This window comes from Acinetobacter sp. OYA S30 (assembly GCF_033599315.1).
GTDB lineage: Bacteria > Pseudomonadota > Gammaproteobacteria > Pseudomonadales > Moraxellaceae > Acinetobacter > Acinetobacter baumannii.
The window spans coordinates 1-18,172 of record NZ_JAWVAV010000052.1; the positions used below are offsets into that span (position 1 = coordinate 1).

The 18,172-nt window shown below is 39.1% G+C and carries 15 protein-coding genes and 1 pseudogene; 12 read left to right on the forward strand and 4 right to left on the reverse strand.

The window, feature by feature from the left end; translation table 11 throughout:
* The 3 genes and pseudogenes from R5R67_RS17260 to R5R67_RS17270 all read left to right on the forward strand — a co-directional run.
* A pseudogene (locus R5R67_RS17260) lies at positions 1-215 on the forward strand (hypothetical protein); the annotation flags it as partial.
* Between the two features lie 91 nt (positions 216-306).
* A complete protein-coding gene (locus tag R5R67_RS17265) occupies positions 307-603 on the forward strand; it encodes a hypothetical protein (RefSeq protein ID WP_000553831.1) in 297 nt (98 codons plus the stop codon).
* A 54-nt stretch (positions 604-657) separates the two neighbouring features.
* On the forward strand, positions 658-1,707 hold the full coding sequence (locus R5R67_RS17270) for a DUF932 domain-containing protein (RefSeq protein WP_000951143.1): 1,050 nt from the start codon (positions 658-660) through the stop codon (positions 1,705-1,707).
* A 265-nt stretch (positions 1,708-1,972) separates the two neighbouring features.
* On the opposite strand, the gene R5R67_RS17275 is transcribed toward R5R67_RS17270, so the two are convergent.
* Entirely contained in the window at positions 1,973-2,854 is an 882-nt protein-coding gene (locus R5R67_RS17275) for a copper resistance D family protein (protein WP_002035490.1), read from the reverse strand.
* Positions 2,855-2,921: 67 nt separating this feature from the next.
* Complete coding sequence (locus R5R67_RS17280) at positions 2,922-3,302, reverse strand: copper resistance protein CopC (RefSeq protein ID WP_000689221.1); 381 nt, start codon at positions 3,300-3,302, stop codon at positions 2,922-2,924.
* A gap of 281 nt (positions 3,303-3,583) precedes the next feature.
* Between R5R67_RS17280 and R5R67_RS17285 the strand changes: the two genes are divergently transcribed.
* Positions 3,584-5,923, forward strand: coding sequence for a heavy metal translocating P-type ATPase (locus tag R5R67_RS17285; RefSeq protein ID WP_000349578.1), 2,340 nt, complete (start codon positions 3,584-3,586; stop codon positions 5,921-5,923).
* Between the two features lie 77 nt (positions 5,924-6,000).
* Here R5R67_RS17285 and R5R67_RS17290 read toward each other — a convergent pair whose 3' ends face one another.
* Both R5R67_RS17290 and R5R67_RS17295 read right to left on the reverse strand, forming a co-directional pair.
* Positions 6,001-7,377, reverse strand: a complete 1,377-nt coding sequence (locus tag R5R67_RS17290; protein WP_000149040.1) for a heavy metal sensor histidine kinase — start codon at positions 7,375-7,377, stop codon at positions 6,001-6,003.
* Entirely contained in the window at positions 7,367-8,050 is a 684-nt protein-coding gene (locus R5R67_RS17295) for a heavy metal response regulator transcription factor (RefSeq protein ID WP_001221580.1), read from the reverse strand. Before R5R67_RS17295 ends, R5R67_RS17290 begins: the two co-directional genes overlap by 11 nt.
* A gap of 149 nt (positions 8,051-8,199) precedes the next feature.
* On the opposite strand from R5R67_RS17295, the gene R5R67_RS17300 reads away from it, so the two are divergent.
* The 8 genes from R5R67_RS17300 to R5R67_RS17335 form a co-directional block, all read left to right on the forward strand.
* Entirely contained in the window at positions 8,200-8,541 is a 342-nt protein-coding gene (locus R5R67_RS17300) for a hypothetical protein (RefSeq protein WP_000853608.1), read from the forward strand.
* 83 nt (positions 8,542-8,624) lie between these two features.
* Positions 8,625-10,382: a copper resistance system multicopper oxidase gene (locus R5R67_RS17305; RefSeq protein WP_079266999.1), complete on the forward strand. Its 1,758-nt coding sequence runs from the start codon at positions 8,625-8,627 to the stop codon at positions 10,380-10,382.
* Positions 10,369-11,298: a copper resistance protein B gene (locus R5R67_RS17310; protein ID WP_001260874.1), complete on the forward strand. Its 930-nt coding sequence runs from the start codon at positions 10,369-10,371 to the stop codon at positions 11,296-11,298. The genes R5R67_RS17305 and R5R67_RS17310 overlap by 14 nt, the downstream gene beginning before the upstream one ends.
* A 45-nt stretch (positions 11,299-11,343) precedes the next feature.
* Complete coding sequence (locus tag R5R67_RS17315; RefSeq protein WP_000771473.1) at positions 11,344-11,805, forward strand: hypothetical protein; 462 nt, start codon at positions 11,344-11,346, stop codon at positions 11,803-11,805.
* A 77-nt stretch (positions 11,806-11,882) separates the two neighbouring features.
* Positions 11,883-13,187 carry a TolC family protein gene (locus R5R67_RS17320; RefSeq protein ID WP_001028920.1) on the forward strand — a complete coding sequence of 435 codons (1,305 nt, stop codon included), beginning with the start codon at positions 11,883-11,885 and terminating at the stop codon, positions 13,185-13,187.
* Positions 13,187-14,677 (forward strand): efflux RND transporter periplasmic adaptor subunit, encoded by a 1,491-nt coding sequence (locus R5R67_RS17325; RefSeq protein WP_000945698.1) that lies wholly within the window; start codon positions 13,187-13,189, stop codon positions 14,675-14,677. The genes R5R67_RS17320 and R5R67_RS17325 overlap by 1 nt, the downstream gene beginning before the upstream one ends.
* 14 nt (positions 14,678-14,691) lie before the next feature.
* The gene (locus tag R5R67_RS17330; RefSeq protein WP_000561666.1) at positions 14,692-17,838 is read left to right on the forward strand and encodes an efflux RND transporter permease subunit; all 3,147 of its coding nucleotides are present in this window, start codon (positions 14,692-14,694) and stop codon (positions 17,836-17,838) included.
* 33 nt (positions 17,839-17,871) lie between these two features.
* Positions 17,872-18,172: copper-binding protein (locus R5R67_RS17335; RefSeq protein ID WP_318755033.1), on the forward strand; the 301-nt coding region annotated here is incomplete at its 3' end.

Genomic DNA, 18,172 nt, shown 5'->3' on the forward strand with positions numbered 1-18,172 from the left:
CGGTGGTTTTTCCAACTACTAAAGGCGAAGTCATTTTAAATAGCTACGCTATACCAGCTAAAGTCGTTCCACAAGTTAAACCTTTTAAGAAGGGGCAATGTTTAGAAATCAAATCAAAACATGGTTTCTTTAAAGACACTGGAGATGGTCAATATATTGAAAGTATCCAACCTTGTAGCAAGAAAGGTTTAGCGACTCCAAAAGTAACTCGTTAATTTGACTTAATCTAAAACGACATAAAGCTCAATCAAACCACAAGCATTTGCTTGTGGTTTTTTTTATGCCTTTTATTGAGAGGAGACGACTATGCATCAATGTCCTTACTGCCATTCGAGACATCTGAAATTACTACGGCAGTCAGAACAAAGCCATCAAGGTGTATTTGCAAAACTTTCATCATTCTCCCCCATGTCTCTGGCAGCAGCCTGTATGCAATTGTCAAAACGTAGTCCTATTCACCCACTAGTCGGTGGCTTTGTTGGTTTAGTTGTAGGGGGCATGTTTCTGCTCTACGTCCAGCATCAAGACAATACAGTGTCCTTGCATTATCAGTGTGAGCAGTGTCTGCAACATTTTGAAATCCAGCAATCAAGCTTTTCTTAACTTCATCCCAAACTCTTAATCAAATTATTTAAATCACTTAATAGGAAAAACATCATGGCACATCAAGTTGAAACAATGGCTTTTGTAGGTCAAACCCCTTGGCATGGTTTGGGCAATCAACTCACTAGAAATCAACCTTTAGAAGTATGGGCACAACAAGCAGGGATGGATTGGCGAATTGAATCATCCAATGTCAGCTATATGACAAAAAATGAACGTGGACAAAACATCATCATGCCGTATGAAGATCAGAGAGTCCTTTATCGTTCAGATACTCATGCGCCGCTATCAGTGGTAAGTCAGCGTTATCAGGAGGTGCAACCGATGGAGATATTAAACTTCTATAAAGACCTGACAGAACAATCAGGCTTTGAACTGGAAACAGCAGGGGTATTGAAAGGTGGTCGTAAGTTCTGGGCACTGGCTACGACTGGACAATCAACAGCACTGAAAGGAAAGGATGTGAGTAATGGTTATATCCTTCTGGCAACAGCATGTGATGGGACATTAGCCACCACGGCGCAATTTACAAGTGTACGTGTGGTGTGTAATAACACCTTAGCGATTGCCTTACGTGGGCAGAATAGTAGTGCAGGTGTGGTGAAAGTTCCACACAGTACCAAGTTTGATGCTGAAAAGATTAAACAGCAATTGGGTATTTCGGTTCATGCATGGGACGAGCACATGTATGAAATGAAGCAGCTCAGCCAGCGTAAAGTCACCCAGCAGGAAGCAGCAGCTTACTTCGATGCAGTGTTCAATAATACAAACCTGAATATTGCTGAACAAGATGAAAGTATCATTCAGTTCTACCGTAATGTAGCTACGCCTAAACAAATCAACTCATCCAAAACCGACAATAAAACTGAGCCAAATGGACGTGCGATGTCTAAGGTCATGACCATGTTTAACGGGCATGGTCGTGGTGCCGAGTTAGCTTCAGCTAAAGATACGGCGTATGGACTGCTTTGTAGTATTACCGAGTTTGTTGATCATGAGCGACGTGCGATCTCAAAAGATCACCGATTAGATTCAGCATGGTTTGGGGTAGGAGCCAACCTTAAACAACGCGGGCTGGAACAGGCACTAAGAATGGTTGTATAAGTTATGATTATTTGTTTAAGTTTATTTATACATGAATTACAGAAAATCATGTAATTAATTTATAAAAACATGGGCAGATTATGGGGTAAGTAATTTTACCCCTATATTTTAAAAGATCTGAGACTCTACAGTCTTACACTACACTCTACTTACAATAGTAAAGCTTATGGAGTTAGAAAAAATATCAAGGATTGAACCAATGATGAAATCAAGCAGAATCAGATAATTTTTTTCATTTTACTTTTTTAAATTACTATATACCTATTTAATCAATTCCCACTACAGTTGTAATATATCCAGTCGTTAAAAGGATCATTAGGCCTAATGACATTTCAAATAAAATGGCATAGCCCAACTGTCTGGCAAATTTCGGGTCTTGTAAGCGAGGGGTAAAATACCATTTGTTGAAAGCAGCTAATAATAAAATGCTTAGAACAAATGCGATCTTAATAATAAAACCATGCCCATAAGGAGTATTTAGTAGAGTATTGAAATCTTTAATGAGTAACAGAGCAATACTAGCACCACAAGCGAGTAGTATTCCCACAACAAATGCTGCGATTCTCCCAAATAAGTGCATGCGATCTTTTAATGGAAGACCAGTAATTTTTTTACTTGTTTTCCATAAAGGAAAAAGTGATCCCATCCATAAGGACATTACAAGGACATGTATTGATAATAAGAATTGAGCGAAAAAGGGCAAGTTTGTGACATGGCCTAATTGTGAAAAACTAAAAACCATGGGGATAAGTAGGATGGTAAAAATTGTTCCTTCTACTTTGGAAACTTGGATAGTCCCTTTACTAAGCTTTACGATCATAAATAACAATAAAAGTGCAAAACTAACTGAGCGGATGATATGGATATGCCCAGTGGGAGTATTTATTAAGATATTAATGTAGTTACTGTCCCACATTCCTGAAAGACCTGTATTGGCAAAACTTCCTATAAGAACAAAGAAGCCTAAAGTGCTTGAAATAAAGCCTAATCCTGCACCAATAGTAATGTACTTTAGAAGAGTTTCCCTGATTTCTACATAACGTCCCAGTAGAAAATAGCTAAAGGCACCACCAACAACAAATGCTATTCCTAAATATAAAACGACTTTAATCAGCCACGTTGCATATATCCAAGTTTCAGGATTCATATTTTTCCTCCCTGCGATAGCAATATGCCAGCAAGCTGCTGGCATATAGACTATTGATGCTCTATAGTTATTTCGCTGATTTAATAGTGAAGCTATATTCGCCATTCATGTTATGGCCATCAGTACCCATTGTGGTCCAAACCACTGTGTATTTACCTTTCTTAAGTTTAGGTACTGCTACTTCAAATGATTTTTTTAAATCATGAGTTATCTGATAAGTTAAAGGGATGTCTTTACGTTGAGCATCAAGTAATTTGACATTCATTAACATGACTTCTTCACCAAAATTTAAAGTTATATTTTTTGGCTGACTTGCTACAGATGCATTAATAGCTGGAGTGGCACTTTCAAGTTTGACATGAGCAAATGCGCTTGAAGCAGCTACAACCATAGTCGCACCTACTAGTACATTACGTAGAGCTGACACTTTATTTTGGAAAATTTTCATTTCATCACCTTTTAAAAATTAGTACGTGCTAAGTAATGACCCAGTGAAATTCCTAAATTGATCGAGTTGGTCATCACTCTTTGTATGCTTATTATTTAAGAAAGAGAGCAACGTCTTGATGACTCCAAAATTACATTTTTGTCATTTTTAGAATTAAAAACTCACAAGTGTTACACTGACTTTATCAAGAGTAATGTTCATTAAATACTCAAATAATCAGAAATGTATTTCTGCACGAAGGTAATTAATTTTTTAAAATCAAATATGAAGGAGGTTTCTATATGGACCATCATCATGAAAAGAAAACTATAAATAACGTACTAAAGGATCCTGTCTGCGGCATGGCTGTAACAGAAGAATCTAAATTTCATGAACAAGTTGGCAATAAGACTTTTTACTTTTGTAGTGAAAAATGTCAGATAAAATTTAAGCATGATCCTACTTTTTACATTGCTAAAGAAGATAGATCTGTTTCCGAAAATGTCTCCCTAAATAAGATGGATACACACTCAGATAGTGTAAATACCTCATCAATTTATACTTGCCCAATGCATCCGGAGATCCGACAAAATCATCCTGGTAACTGTCCGATTTGCGGTATGTCACTAGAACCATTACTTCCCAATCTAGATGAAGCCGATGATAATCCTGAACTTAAAGATTTCAAAAGAAGATTTTGGTACACCTTACCGTTAACCCTCATTATCATATTTTTGGCGATGTTTGGTCATCAGTTGAACTGGTTTGAGATGAAGGTACAAAGCTGGATTGAACTTGTTCTTACTTTACCTATCGTCTTTTGGGCAGGTTGGCCATTTTTTGTTAGATGTTGGCATTCAATTTTAAATCGTAGTCCGAATATGTGGACTTTAATTGGAATTGGGACTGGAGCTGCATTTATTTATAGTGTCGTTGGAACCCTAGCCCCACAAGTTTTCCCAGCGTCTTTCATCTCTATGGGGCGTGTTGCTGTATATTTTGAGGCAACAGCCGCAATTATTTCACTGACCTTATTAGGTCAAGTTCTTGAGTTAAAGGCACGTTCGCAAACTTCGTCAGCAATAAAATCTTTACTTGGGTTGGCACCGAAAACCGCAAGAAAAATTAATGAAGATGGCACAGAGGAAGATATCCCACTTTCCCATGTACATGTTGGAGATTTACTGAGAGTACGACCAGGTGAGAAGGTCCCCGTTGATGGAATAATTACAGAAGGTTCAAGTTCTATTGATGAATCAATGTTAACGGGAGAGCCAGTTCCAGTAACAAAACGTATAGGTGACCAAGTAATCGGTGCGACAATGAATATGAACGGTTCATTAGTGATACGTTCGGAAAAGGTCGGTTCTTCAACAGTACTTTCACAGATAGTTCAAATGGTAGCGCAAGCTCAGCGTTCTAAAGCCCCTATGCAAAGAATGGCAGATCAGGTAGCTGGCTGGTTTGTACTGGTGGTGATCGGTATATCTATCCTTACCTTTTTTGGGTGGGGAATATTTGGACCAGAACCGAGTTGGGTATACGGACTAATCAATGCTGTCGCAGTTTTAATTATTGCTTGTCCGTGTGCTTTAGGATTAGCCACACCAATGTCAATCATGGTGGCAACGGGTCGTGGTGCATCCAATGGCGTACTCTTCCGTGATGCTGCAGCAATAGAAAATTTACGTAAGATTGATACATTAATTATTGATAAAACAGGGACCTTAACAGAAGGTCGCCCCTCATTTGATAAGGTCATTGCTTTATCTGGATATGAAGAAAATGAAGTTCTCAGATTAGCTGCCAGCTTGGATCAAGGTAGTGAACATCCATTAGCGGATGCAATTGTACAGGCTGCCCGTGAAAGAAATCTTGTACTAACAACACCAACATATTTTGAGTCAGGTTCTGGAATTGGTGTTAAGGGTGAGTTAGATGGACAACAATTATCATTAGGCAATACAGCTTTAATGGAACAACTCGGCATATCAGTTGATACATATATCCCTCAAGCTGAGCAATTAAGAGCAGAAGGCGCAAGTGTTATGCATTTGGCTGTTGATGGGACGCTCGTAGGACTATTGGCTGTTTCAGATCCAATCAAAGTCAGTACACCTGAAGCTGTGCATGCTCTGAAGAATTCTGGATTAAGAATTATAATGGCCACAGGAGATGGTTTAACTACTGCAAAATCAGTTGGAGCTAAATTAGGTATTGATGAAGTTTACGGAGAAGTTAAACCAGCAGATAAACTGGAACTGGTTAATAAATTACAAAAAGAAGGAAGAATGGTTGCAATGGCAGGTGACGGTATCAATGATGCCCCAGCTTTAGCTCAAGCGGATATTGGTATTGCAATGGGGACTGGAACAGATGTGGCTATGAATAGTGCTCAAGTCACTTTAGTCAAAGGTGATTTACGAGGTATAGAGATCGCTCGCTCCCTGTCAGAGGCCACTATTAAAAATATGAAGCAAAACCTGATGTTTGCATTCCTTTATAATGCATTAGGCATCCCTTTAGCCGCGGGTATTTTATATCCATTTACTGGTTGGCTACTTTCTCCTATGATCGCAGCTTTAGCAATGAGCCTAAGTTCAGCATCGGTTATTGGTAATGCTTTAAGGCTACGTAGTTAAGAAAGGATCATTTTCTGACTACTCATAATTTTTTAGATACTGGAAATGAGTAGTCAGTTGTCTTTTATTTACAAAAATTAGTTTTTAAAAGTTATTTTAAAAACTATCCGACCGTTGTTATAGTCTGCTTGAATCGTTGCGCCATGTACATCAAGAATTGACTTGGTAATTGCTAGACCTAAACCTGTGCCTTCCTCAACTCTTTGTCTGGATACATCCGTACGGTAAAAACGGTCAAATAATCGATTCAGCTGTTCAGATGTTATTGGTGAGCTTTCATTTTCGATTGTGAATATAGTGGTATCAATATTTTGTCGGCAATTAATCTTAATTATTGAATCAGGTTTACCATATTTGATCGCATTTGATAGTAAATTACTCAGTGCACGACGTAACATTGAGGGATCGCCTTTTACGTATCCTTGTCCACTTTGTTCTAGGGACATTCCCTTTTCAGCAGCGATAGCATCATAGAAGTCAAATAAAGCAGAAATCTCTTTTACTAGGCTGACCTGTTGTAGGTTTGGTAAGTGTAGGCCATGCTCTGCCTTTGCAAGAAATAACATATCTGAAACCATTCGAGCCAAACGTTCAAACTCTTCCAGATTAGAAAAGAGGACTTCCTGATAAGTATTAATATCCCGACTACGAGATAAACATACTTGAGTTTGAGTCATTAAATTATTAATAGGTGTTCTAATTTCATGGGCCAGATCAGATGAAAAATCTGAGAGTTTTTCTACAGCCGTTTCTAGCCGATCTAACATATCGTTAAAGGCTATGGCTAATGATTTTAGTTCAGTGCGTGTATTATCGACCGCTAATCGTTCAGATAGATGCTGAGCTGAAATGCCTTCTGCAACTTTTGCCATTTTCTGAACTGGACGTAAGCCCCTCCATGCGGCAAACCAACCTAAAAACATTAAACAAATTGTGCCCACAACTCCGATATATAACAATTGTCGTCTAAAGTCGTTTAAAAAATGTTGATGTTCGGAGGTATCGATTCCAACAATAATTTGAGCAGTTGGAACACTCATATTTTTATCAAACGATTTTTTATAAACTAAGCCACGGTATGTTTTATTTTGAATTTCCCACTCTATCCAAGGGATATGTTTAGACTTTACTAATGTTTGAGCCTTTATAACGGCAGGTGCTGAACTAAAAATGATTTGGCCAGTTGGGCGTTCAATCTGGACAATTAGATCATGATGACCAACTAAAGCATCTTTTAAATATATCTTTAGTTCATCGGTGTTTTTCGGATTCTGTTCCAGTAAATTTTCTAAAAGCTGAATTTTCCCTTCTAGCTGAGTGCGGTCCTGAGTTTCAAAATGATGCATAACAAGCTGATGAATGACCAGCCCCATAATCATTAAGATAATAATGGTAGATAATGAAAAAATGATCGCAATACGGAAACTGATCGCATTAAACAGTTTATGAGTCATCTTCTACCTCTAAGACATACCCCATTCCGCGGATGTTTTGGATCAACTTAGGACTGAAATTACTATCTATTTTATTTCTTAGACGTTTAATAGCGACTTCTACAACATTGGTATCACTATCAAAATTCATATCCCATATTTGAGAAGCAATAAGAGCACGAGGTAGAATCTCTCCACGTCTACGCATAAATAATTCCATCAATGCGAACTCTTTAGCTGTAAGGTCAATTCTTTGTCCAGCACGTGTGACGCGACGTTTACGAAGATCAAGTTCAAGATCAGCAATTGTAATAATATTGCTATCTTCCTTTTGTTGACCGCGACGAAGTAAGGTTTTAATTCGGGCAAGAAGTTCTGCAAAAGCAAAAGGCTTAACGAGATAATCATCAGCTCCTAGTTCCAGGCCTTTAACTCTATCTTCAATTTGATCACGAGCTGAGAGAAAAAGGATAGGCATAGTTTTGCCACTTTTGCGAATATCATTAATGATATTCCAGCCATCTAACTTCGGTAACATTACATCTAGTATAATTAGATCGTATTCTTCTGAAAGAGCTTGATGTTTACCTGATAAGCCATCTGTAACCCAGTCTGTAATATATCCTGCTTCAGAAAGACCTTGCTTTAGATAATCACCAGTTTTTTGTTCATCTTCAACTAGTAAGATTCTCATTTATTAAGCCCCGTATCGCATATTAAGACCATAATAACGTTATAAATACAGGATGCGATGTAGATTACAAAAATGTCATTTTCAAGTCACATAGATGTCCGGTTCCAACCTATAAGTTAGTTATATAAAATTTATTTTTGGAGCAATCAATGAAAACTCTATTCCGTCGTGGCTTAACTGCTTTTATGTGTGTTGGGACTTTAATTGCTGGAAGCCAATCTTGGGCTGCTGATGCTCAACAGAAAAATACTTTAAGTACAGAAGTTAAAGTAAATTCAAAAGCGCAAGAGAAATGCAAAAAACCTTGTGATATGAAAGAAGATAAGGAAAATCAACAGAATCATAGTCAGCATGATCACAGCCAAATGTCTGATATGTCCCAAATGGACCATTCTAAGATGATGAATATGGACCATTCTAAGATGATGAATATGGATCATTCTAAAATGGGTGAGATGGACCATTCTCAAATGAATATGCCAAATAAATAATTAATACGCGAAATAAGATATTGAGGGAAAAGTATTTTATCCACCTGCTTAGCCCTCAATTAACTATAGATAGGTGAAAATAAATGTCTAGAAAATTAAGTCATGTCCTTTTAATAGGAGTCGGATTGTTTTCGTCGACTTGGGTTATGGCAGCGGTTAAAGAATATGATTTAACAATTGCTGAACAGACGGTGAATATTACAGGAAAGCCTCTAAAACGAATTACTGTAAATGGTAAGTTTGTTGCGCCTCTTCTTGAGTTTGAGGAAGGCGATGATGCCGTTATTCGTGTACACAACAAGTTGAAAAACCAAGATTCTTCAATTCATTGGCATGGTTTAATTTTACCTGGCATCATGGATGGAGTACCTGGGTTCAACCAGTTTGATGGTATTGCACCAAATAAAACCTATGAATATAAATTCAAGGTTCGTCAGAATGGAACCTATTGGTATCACTCGCATAGTAAAGGTCAAGAGCAAGATGGTCTGTATGGCCCTTTAGTCATTTATCCCAAAAATAAAGTACCTTTAACGGCCGGAGAAAAAGCTGATAGAGATTACGTAGTCTTACTCTCTGATTTTCACAACTCTACTAGTGGTCAGATTATGAGTAATCTCAAGAAAGAAGCTGATTACTACCAGAATCGAAGAGAAACAGTTTTTGATGTTTTTAGGCAGATTAAAAGAGACGGTTTAAAGGCAACATGGAAAGATCGTTCCATGTGGAATCAGATGCGAATGCTTAAGACAGATATGTCTGATGTAACAAACTATACGTTTTTAATGAATGGTAAGACTCCAGAACAAAATTGGACTGGAAATTTTAAAGCTGGAGAAAAAGTACGTCTTCGGTTTATTAATGCCTCGGCAATGTCTTTGTTCGATGTAAGAATTCCTAATCTGAAAATGACAGTAGTCAGCGCAGATGGACAACCAGTAAAACCCGTGCCAGTGGATGAATTCCGGATAGGAACAGCTGAGACTTATGATGTTATTGTAGAACCGAAACAAGCAAATTATCAGATTGAAGCTGAATCTATTGATCGAAGTGGTTTTTCTATTGGTACATTACATGATGAAAATACTTCACTTGTAAAAAGTACTACGATGCCGACACCTCGTCCCCGTGCTTTACTGACGATGGAAGATATGGGAATGGACCATGATATGTCTTCAATGAAAGGTATGGATCATGATATGTCTTCAATGAAAGGTATGGATCATGATATGTCTTCAATGAAAGGTATGGATCATGATATGCCTTCAAAAACAGTAAGCTCTTCTGGATCTGATCAAGTGGTTTACGGATGGGCGAATGCATCAACACCAGCTGGTCTAAAAGCACTTCAATATAGTGATTTACAATCTTTAACCCCCCAAAAAGATACCCGTGCTCCAGAACGTGAAATTGAAATCCGCTTAGGTGGAAATATGGAGCGCTATATTTGGACAATTAATGGTAAGAAGTTTAATGAAACTGAACCATTTAAAGTGAAATATGGTGAGCGTATACGCTTGAAATTTGTTAACGATAGTATGATGGCTCATCCAATGCATTTACATGGCATGTTTATGCAACTGGAAAATGGCCAAGATCCTAGCAATATGCCGAATAAACATACAGTAATTGTTCCACCAGGTAAAACAGTTACAACTTTATTAACGGCTGATGAGTTAGGTGAATGGGCTATCCATTGCCATTTGCTCTATCACATGTCTGCTGGAATGATGAATAAACTTATTGTGGCAAATGTCGATAGTAATAGTACTGATTCGAAAGATGTTGTTGCTCAACCTAATACTAATGATAAGGGGGTAAATCAACATGCGCACCACTAAAAAAATATATTCTAAGACATTTTTATCTATAGCTTTAATTGGATTATCAGGTGTAGCTTTTGCAAATGATACTGCTGTTCAAAGCATGGATAGTAGTACTAAATCCTCTCAGTCCGAGAGTATGAAAATGCTGTTAAAAGAGCCTGGTGGATTAGGTTATGTTGATCGTAATACTTACCAAAATTCAACTTCTGGTAATGATGGAGATAATGGTATAGGCCTGGAAGCCGAAACTTCTAATAACCGAAATCATGATAAACATCTGAAAGAACATGGTGGACAAGTTTTCCAAATGACTAAGTTTGAGAATGAGTGGACTGTGGATGAAGATGGCAAAGGTGCTTTAGGATCGAAAATTGAAACATTGATAGGTACAGATGAAAATCGCCTATTTATTGAAGCAAATTTGGATAAAGCAGAAAGTCATGATCCAAAATATGATGTATCTGCGCTTTATAGCCGTAATGTAGCACCCTTTTGGGATGTACAGGCTGGGGTGAGATACAGTGAAGATAAAAATAACAGCAACAGCGATCGGGTTGATGGTGTTGTTGGCGTGTTGGGATTAGCTCCATATTTCTTTGAAACCCAAGCTTATTTGTACGGTGGTGAGAATAATTTTTGGGGGGCAAGCTTAGAAGTCGAGCGTGATTTCCTGTTAACCCAGAAATTGATCACACAACCTTATCTTGAAGTAGATGCTGTATTTAGCGATGATTCTAACTATGCTGCAAAATCAGGTTTGTCTGAACTAAAAACCGGTATTAAAACCCGATATGAAGTCACTAAAAGAGTCAGACCTTTTGTGGATGTTGCTTACCAATATGAAAAAGGACAAAAAGCAACTAACGTGCAAGAAGCAACTGAGTCCGAAAAAGGATGGAAATATGGTGCAGGCATCGAATTGGTATTTTAAAATACTATAACTTGAAATCATGAATAGTAGTTTCGGCTACTATTCATGAAATTGTTGCTATTACGATTCAATTCTGTAAAACTAAAAAAGCTTAAAATTTGGTCTATGTCTATGCAGTGGTTAAAAACATGCCTATCGCTGTTTTTATCGTTTGCTATCCTGTTAGTAGGATCGGCTGCTGTTGCCTCGTCTGTACATAAACGATGTTTAATGCCATCTGAACAGATGCAATCCATGCAAATGGAAGAGTCGAAAAATCAGAATATGATGCATACTGATTGTATGAAAGGAGAAGCAAAGTCCAAAAAAACTCTGCATGATCCATCCTGTCTGTCTGAACAAGATTGCATTATGTCTTTTACCAAGCTTGTATATGCTAATGACGTTCAGGGTATTTTGCACTCAATGGTTTCCTTTCCTATAGAGCGCTCAGCTTTTTACTCTTTAGATCAAAATCTTCCTTCTCCATACCCTTCGGGTTTATGGAAGCCTCCACGCTCTAACTAATTTGATAGTCCTCTATCATTCATAGAATTTTCTATGAATGTTCTGCGCGTGCGCGTAAACATTTTAGAGCAAAAAATATGAATATTTATAAAGAAAAGCAATCTCATCGTAAGAGATGGCCAATAGCTACTATCTGTTTCTGTCTGGTCTATGGTCAGGCTTATGCTGAGCCATTAACTTTGAATACAGCTATGAAGCTTGCTGAGCAATATGCACCTACCCTAAGAGCAAATAGTGCAAGGATTGAAGGGGCTGAAAATATGGTTTCAGCTTCAGGTATTTTACCCAACCCTAAATTATTTGTAGGTTTAGATAATTACCCTGTATCCGGCGATGCCGCATGGTCAGTCACACGCGAAGGTATGACTATGCAAAAAATTGGCGTGATGCAAGATTTTCCAAATCGTGCCAAAAGACAAGCTGAGGTCGATTTAGCAAAAGCTGAACTAGGTTCGGCCAATGCTCAAACTGAGATTCTGCGTATTGAGGTACGTCAGAAAGTCGCATCTGCTTGGCTTAAGCGCTTTTATCTTGAACGTAAATTAGCACTATATGATGAACTGTTTTCAGAGAATCGATTACTTTCTCAAATTACTCAAACACAGGTCATCTCTGGTCGTACAATCATTGCCGATGCACTTGATCCAAGACAAGAAGCCACGGTATTGCTTGACCAGAAGGATGATTTACTTCGTGATTTAAATAAAGCCAAGTTAGAGTTGCATCGGTTAGTCAGTGCAGAACCTACTGAAAATCTCTCTCAAATTGAAACCTTACCTGACCAAGCACCATCTATCTACCTTGATACATCAAAGCTATATCATCATTTGCATCAACATCCTGAATTAAAAGCATTTCAGGCAGAAAAGCAAACTGCTGAAGCAAAACTGAAGCAAGCTCAGGCTTTACAGAAACCAGATTGGGGTATTGAACTTGCTTATCAGCATCGAGCACCCGAATTTGGCGATATGATCGGGGTGCAACTAACAACAGAGCTTCCTGTCTTTTCAAAAAGACGTAGTAGTCCACTCATTCAGGCAGCTTTAGCCGAACAAAACAGGATTACCGCCGATCAAGAAGTCCAATACCGTGACCATCTCACTATGCTAGATGATGGGTTATCCGATCTTGATGCACTTGATCAGCAAATTAGACGTGCGATGCAAACAAGTATTCCACTCGCTAAACAAAAAGTGGGTTTACAGTTGGCAAGCTATCAAGCAGGTAAAAGTAATTTGTCTAATGTTATTGCTGCTCGACAAGCTCTTTTAGAACAGCGTTTGCGTCTCATTGATCTCCAACAGCAACAGGCTGTGACTAAAGCCCAACTTTATTATGCCTTTGAAGAACCGACCTTAAACCATGTTGAGGGGCAGCCATAATGTTAAGAAATAAATTAGCAGTTACTGTCATGGGCGTTGCGGTAATTAGTCTGGCTGCGGGTGGTGGTGCTGGATACTGGATTGCACATCAGAAATACAATCCTCAATCAGGTCCGCAACAGGCTGCCAAAGTGTTGTATTGGTACGACCCAATGAAGCCTGAACAGCATTTTGATAAACCGGGGAAATCGCCATTTATGGACATGCAACTGGTTCCTAAATATGCAGATGAAAATACTACGATGACTGAAGACAGTTATCCTGCGGTTAAGATTGATCCATCCCTCCAACAAAATTTAGCAATTCGTTATGCTTCAGTCGAACAAGCTGTGATGGGAAATACTTTGTTAACCAATGGTATATTGCAGACCAATGAACGACAGGTAGCTATTTTACAAACAAGAGCAAGTGGTTTCGTCCAACGAGTGTACGGACATGCTGTTGGGGATATGGTGACGCAAGGCAGTCCCATAGCTGATATTTCAATACCTGAATGGACAGGAGAACAAACTGAATTTCTAGCTGTACTCCGAACAAGAGATCGTTCTCTTATTCAGGCAAGCCGACAACGTTTACAGCTTTTAGGAATCCCACAAAATGTGATTAATCAAGTCGAGCGGACACATCGAGTGCAATCCAATATGACTTTAAGTGCACCTGTAAGTGGATTTATTGATTCGTTAGAAGTCCGCAATGGAATGGCTTTAGCTATGGGGCAAACGCTTGTCACCATCAAGGGGATAAGCCCAATCTGGTTAGAAGCATCTGTTCCAGAAGCACAAATTGCCGGGATAAAACGGGGAATGAAAGTTGAAGCTACTTTTGTTGCATATCCTCAAATAGTGTCCGGTAAAGTCATTGATATTTTACCAACTTTGGATAGCACGAGTAGAACCATAAAAGTTCGTATTGAGTTGCCCAATAGAGAGGGATTGCTCAAGCCGGGAATGTTTGCTTCCGTTAAATTCTCCAACAACCCACAAAGCAATTTAGTTATACCAGAGCAAGCTGTTATACGTACAGGTACTCGGAACGTTGTCATTGTGGGACATGAGCAAGGGCGTTTTGAACCTGTTGTAGTACAGTTAGGTCAAAGTGATGGCAATAAAATTGCAATTCTAAAAGGGTTGAAAGCTGGTCAGAAGGTGGTAATTTCAGGGCAATTCCTGATTGATTCTGAAGCAAATTTACAAGGTGTATTGGATAAGCTGAACACTGGACAATCGAAGACTTCATCTCAAGTGGTTAAGACATCAATATATCAAGGCATTGGTAAAGTTGAAAAAGTCACAGCTCAAGACATTACCATTTCACATCAGGCGATTCCTGAGTTGGGTTGGGGGGCTATGACTATGAGCTTTAAACAACCAGTGCAACCATTTACCCAAATTCAGCAAGGCGATCAGGTCCGTTTTAGTTTTACACATGCTAGAGATACTTACGTTATTTCTGACATTTCCAAGATGTCTATGACATCTATGAAGAACTAAACGGGAGGACGATTATGATTGCCCGTATTATTCGTTTTTCAATTGCAAATCGTGTATTTGTCCTGTTGGCCGCTTTAATTCTGGCTGCTTGGGGAACTTGGGCCGTAAAGAATACTCCGGTCGATGCATTACCAGATTTGTCTGATGTACAAGTAATTATTCGAACTAATTTTTCTGGTCAGGCACCACAAATTGTTGAAAATCAGGTGACCTACCCTTTAACAACAACCATGTTATCGGTGCCCGGTGTTAAAACTGTTCGCGGTTATTCTTTTTTTGGTGACTCATTTGTTTATGTCATCTTTGATGAACATACTGACCTTTACTGGGCCCGTTCTCGTGTATTGGAGTATCTAAATCAAATTCAAGGGAAAATGCCTGCAAATGCGAAATCTTCATTGGGACCAGATGCCACTGGCGTTGGTTGGGTTTATGAATATGCATTAGTAGACCCAACAGGACAGCATGATCTTTCGGAGCTGAGAAGCATACAAGACTGGTTTTTAAAGTATGAACTGAAGACATTACCTAACGTGGCTGAAGTTGCCACAATTGGGGGAATGGTTAAGCAATATCAGGTTGTCTTAGACCCAAGCAAGATGGCTACTTTAGGTGTCACACAAAACAATGTCATTGAGGCGATTCAAAAAGCTAATCAGGAAACTGGTGGTTCAGTTCTGGAAATGGCTGAAACGGAATATATGGTGCGGGCTTCTGGTTATTTAAAAACTTTAGATGATTTTCGCCAAATTCCTTTACGAACAAATAGTTTCGGTGTTCCTGTTTCTTTAGGTGATGTTGCAACTATTCAACTTGGTCCAGAAATGCGTCGTGGCATCAGTGAATTGAATGGGCAAGGTGAAACGGTTGGGGGTGTCGTGATTTTACGAGCAGGTAAAAATGCACGTGAAACGATTACTGCTGTGAAAGCGAAGCTAGCTGAATTACAACAAAGTCTACCGAAAGGTGTACAAGTTGTTCCTGTATATGATCGCAGTCAATTGATTGATAGAGCAGTAGAAAATCTCAGCCATAAATTAATTGAAGAGTTTATTGTGGTGGCTTTAGTCTGTGGACTATTCCTCTGGCATTTACGTTCAGCAATGGTGGCTATTGTTTCTTTGCCGCTTGGGATTTTATCTGCTTTCTTGGTGATGCATTATCAAGGGCTAAATGCCAATATCATGTCGTTGGGTGGTATTGCTATCGCGATTGGCGCTATGGTCGATGCCGCAATTGTAATGGTTGAAAATGCACATAAGCATATCGAAACTTGGCAACACGAACATCCTGAGCAAGTCTTGGAAGCACAAGTCCGTTGGAACATCATTACACGTTCTGCCAGTGAGGTCGGGCCAACTTTATTTTTCTGTCTACTCATCATTACCTTATCCTTCATTCCTATTTTTACTTTACAGGCACAAGAAGGTCGCTTGTTCTCACCACTGGCATTTACTAAAACCTATGCAATGGCAGCAGCAGCAGGTTTATCCATTACCTTGATTCCCGTTTTAATGGGTTATTGGATTCGAGGGAAATTACCTTCTGAACAGCGTAATCCACTGAACCGTTTTCTGATCAAAATATACAGCCCTATGTTGGATAAGGTTTTAGCTCATCCAAAGACAATTTTACTTGGTGCATTGCTAATTTTCCTTATTAGTCTTTTCCCTTTAACACGGTTAGGTGGGGAGTTTCTACCCAATATGGATGAAGGTGATTTACTGTATATGCCTTCAGCTTTACCGGGATTGTCCGCAGCAAAAGCTTCTGAGCTACTCCAACAGACTGATCGAATGATTAAAACCGTTCCTGAAGTTGCAACAGTATTCGGTAAAGCTGGTCGCGCAGAGTCAGCCACAGATTCTGCACCATTAGAAATGTTTGAAACCACGATTCAGTTCAAACCACGGTCTGAATGGCGTTCAGGTATGACACCTGACAAATTGATAAAAGAACTAGATAAGGCAGTCCAAGTACCGGGTTTAACAAACATTTGGGTGCCACCTATCCGTAACCGGATTGATATGTTGGCAACTGGGGTGAAAAGTCCAATCGGGATTAAGGTTTCAGCAAATGATCTGCAAGATATTGATCGGGTAGCACAGCAAATTGAACAAGTGGCTAAACAGGTGCCCGGTGTTAGTTCAGCTTTAGCTGAACGGCTCACAGGTGGTCGATATGTTGATGTTGATATTAACCGTATGCAGGCTGCGCGATATGGTCTCAATATTAAAGATGTACAGCAAATCGTCTCATCAGCGATTGGCGGGGAAAATATTGGTGAAACTGTTGAAGGCTTGGCACGGTATCCCATTAATGTACGTTACCCACGAGAGATTCGAGATTCACTGGAAGCCTTAAGAAATTTACCGATTCTAACTGAATCTGGTCAACAAATAGTCTTGAGTAGTGTTGCTAATATTCAAATTACAGATGGGCCGCCAATGCTTAAAAGTGAGAATGCCCGTCCAAGTGGTTGGATCTATGTCGATGTACAAGGACGTGACTTAGCTTCGGTTGTACAAGATTTGAAGCAGGCCATAGACCAAAAAGTAAAACGTTCTTCTGCCATGAGCATTAGCTATTCAGGACAGTTTGAGTTCATGGAGCGTGCGAATGCTCGCTTAAAAGTTGTTATTCCAATTACTTTGATGATCATTTTTCTATTGCTCTATTTGATTTTTAGGCAAGTACAAGATGCTGTTCTGATTATGGCAACACTACCTTTTGCCTTGATTGGTGGTATTTGGGCTATGTACTTGAGTGATTATCACTTTTCGGTTGCGATTGCTGTTGGTTTTATTGCACTTGCTGGTGTTGCCGCAGAGTTTGGTGTAGTCATGTTGTTCTATTTAAAGCAAGCAATTGAGCATGCACAGCAAAGCCTATCTTCTTCAACGGCATCCTTAACAGAGCAACAACTCAATAAGGCAATTCATACAGGAGCCGTGCTACGTGTTCGCCCTAAAGCAATGACAGTCGCTGTCATTTTGGCGGGGTTAATCCCTATTCTGTTGGGGACTGGAACAGGTTCTGAATTAATGAGTCGTATTGCTTTACCTATGGTTGGGGGGATGATTTCAGCCCCTCTCTTATCTATGTTTGTTATCCCTGCGGCATATCAGCTTTTAATCAAAAGAAAACTATCAAAGAATTGATAGTTTTATTATTTCGTCAAAAGAGGTTTTATTATGTTGAAATTTATGAAAATTGTGGCTCTTGTTGCAACTGTTGCTGCGTTAAGTGCATGTAGCAAAAATGAGGCATCAGAGCAAAAGAAAGCGGAAGCACCGATGGAGCAGATGAGTAAAGAGTCATCTACAGTTGCAACAGCTCAAGCTGTTGGTGTGATTACTGCTATTGATACGAAAGAAAATATTCTAACACTCGACCATGAAGCAATTCCTGCAATTAAATGGCCTGCAATGACCATGGGCTTTAAAGTTGCAGATCCAGCATTATTGAATGGTTTAACTGTAGGGGAAAAGGTTG

Coding starts and splice junctions, on each gene's coding strand:
- R5R67_RS17320 (WP_001028920.1), top strand. CDS start 11,883: ATGAATATTTATAAAGAAAAGCAATCTCATCGTAAGAGATGGCCAATA.
- R5R67_RS17310 (WP_001260874.1), top strand. CDS start 10,369: ATGCGCACCACTAAAAAAATATATTCTAAGACATTTTTATCTATAGCT.
- R5R67_RS17280 (WP_000689221.1), bottom strand. CDS start 3,302: ATGAAAATTTTCCAAAATAAAGTGTCAGCTCTACGTAATGTACTAGTA.
- R5R67_RS17300 (WP_000853608.1), top strand. CDS start 8,200: ATGAAAACTCTATTCCGTCGTGGCTTAACTGCTTTTATGTGTGTTGGG.
- R5R67_RS17295 (WP_001221580.1), bottom strand. CDS start 8,050: ATGAGAATCTTACTAGTTGAAGATGAACAAAAAACTGGTGATTATCTA.
- R5R67_RS17305 (WP_079266999.1), top strand. CDS start 8,625: ATGTCTAGAAAATTAAGTCATGTCCTTTTAATAGGAGTCGGATTGTTT.
- R5R67_RS17290 (WP_000149040.1), bottom strand. CDS start 7,377: ATGACTCATAAACTGTTTAATGCGATCAGTTTCCGTATTGCGATCATT.
- R5R67_RS17275 (WP_002035490.1), bottom strand. CDS start 2,854: ATGAATCCTGAAACTTGGATATATGCAACGTGGCTGATTAAAGTCGTT.
- R5R67_RS17265 (WP_000553831.1), top strand. CDS start 307: ATGCATCAATGTCCTTACTGCCATTCGAGACATCTGAAATTACTACGG.
- R5R67_RS17330 (WP_000561666.1), top strand. CDS start 14,692: ATGATTGCCCGTATTATTCGTTTTTCAATTGCAAATCGTGTATTTGTC.
- R5R67_RS17285 (WP_000349578.1), top strand. CDS start 3,584: ATGGACCATCATCATGAAAAGAAAACTATAAATAACGTACTAAAGGAT.
- R5R67_RS17325 (WP_000945698.1), top strand. CDS start 13,187: ATGTTAAGAAATAAATTAGCAGTTACTGTCATGGGCGTTGCGGTAATT.
- R5R67_RS17315 (WP_000771473.1), top strand. CDS start 11,344: ATGAAATTGTTGCTATTACGATTCAATTCTGTAAAACTAAAAAAGCTT.
- R5R67_RS17270 (WP_000951143.1), top strand. CDS start 658: ATGGCACATCAAGTTGAAACAATGGCTTTTGTAGGTCAAACCCCTTGG.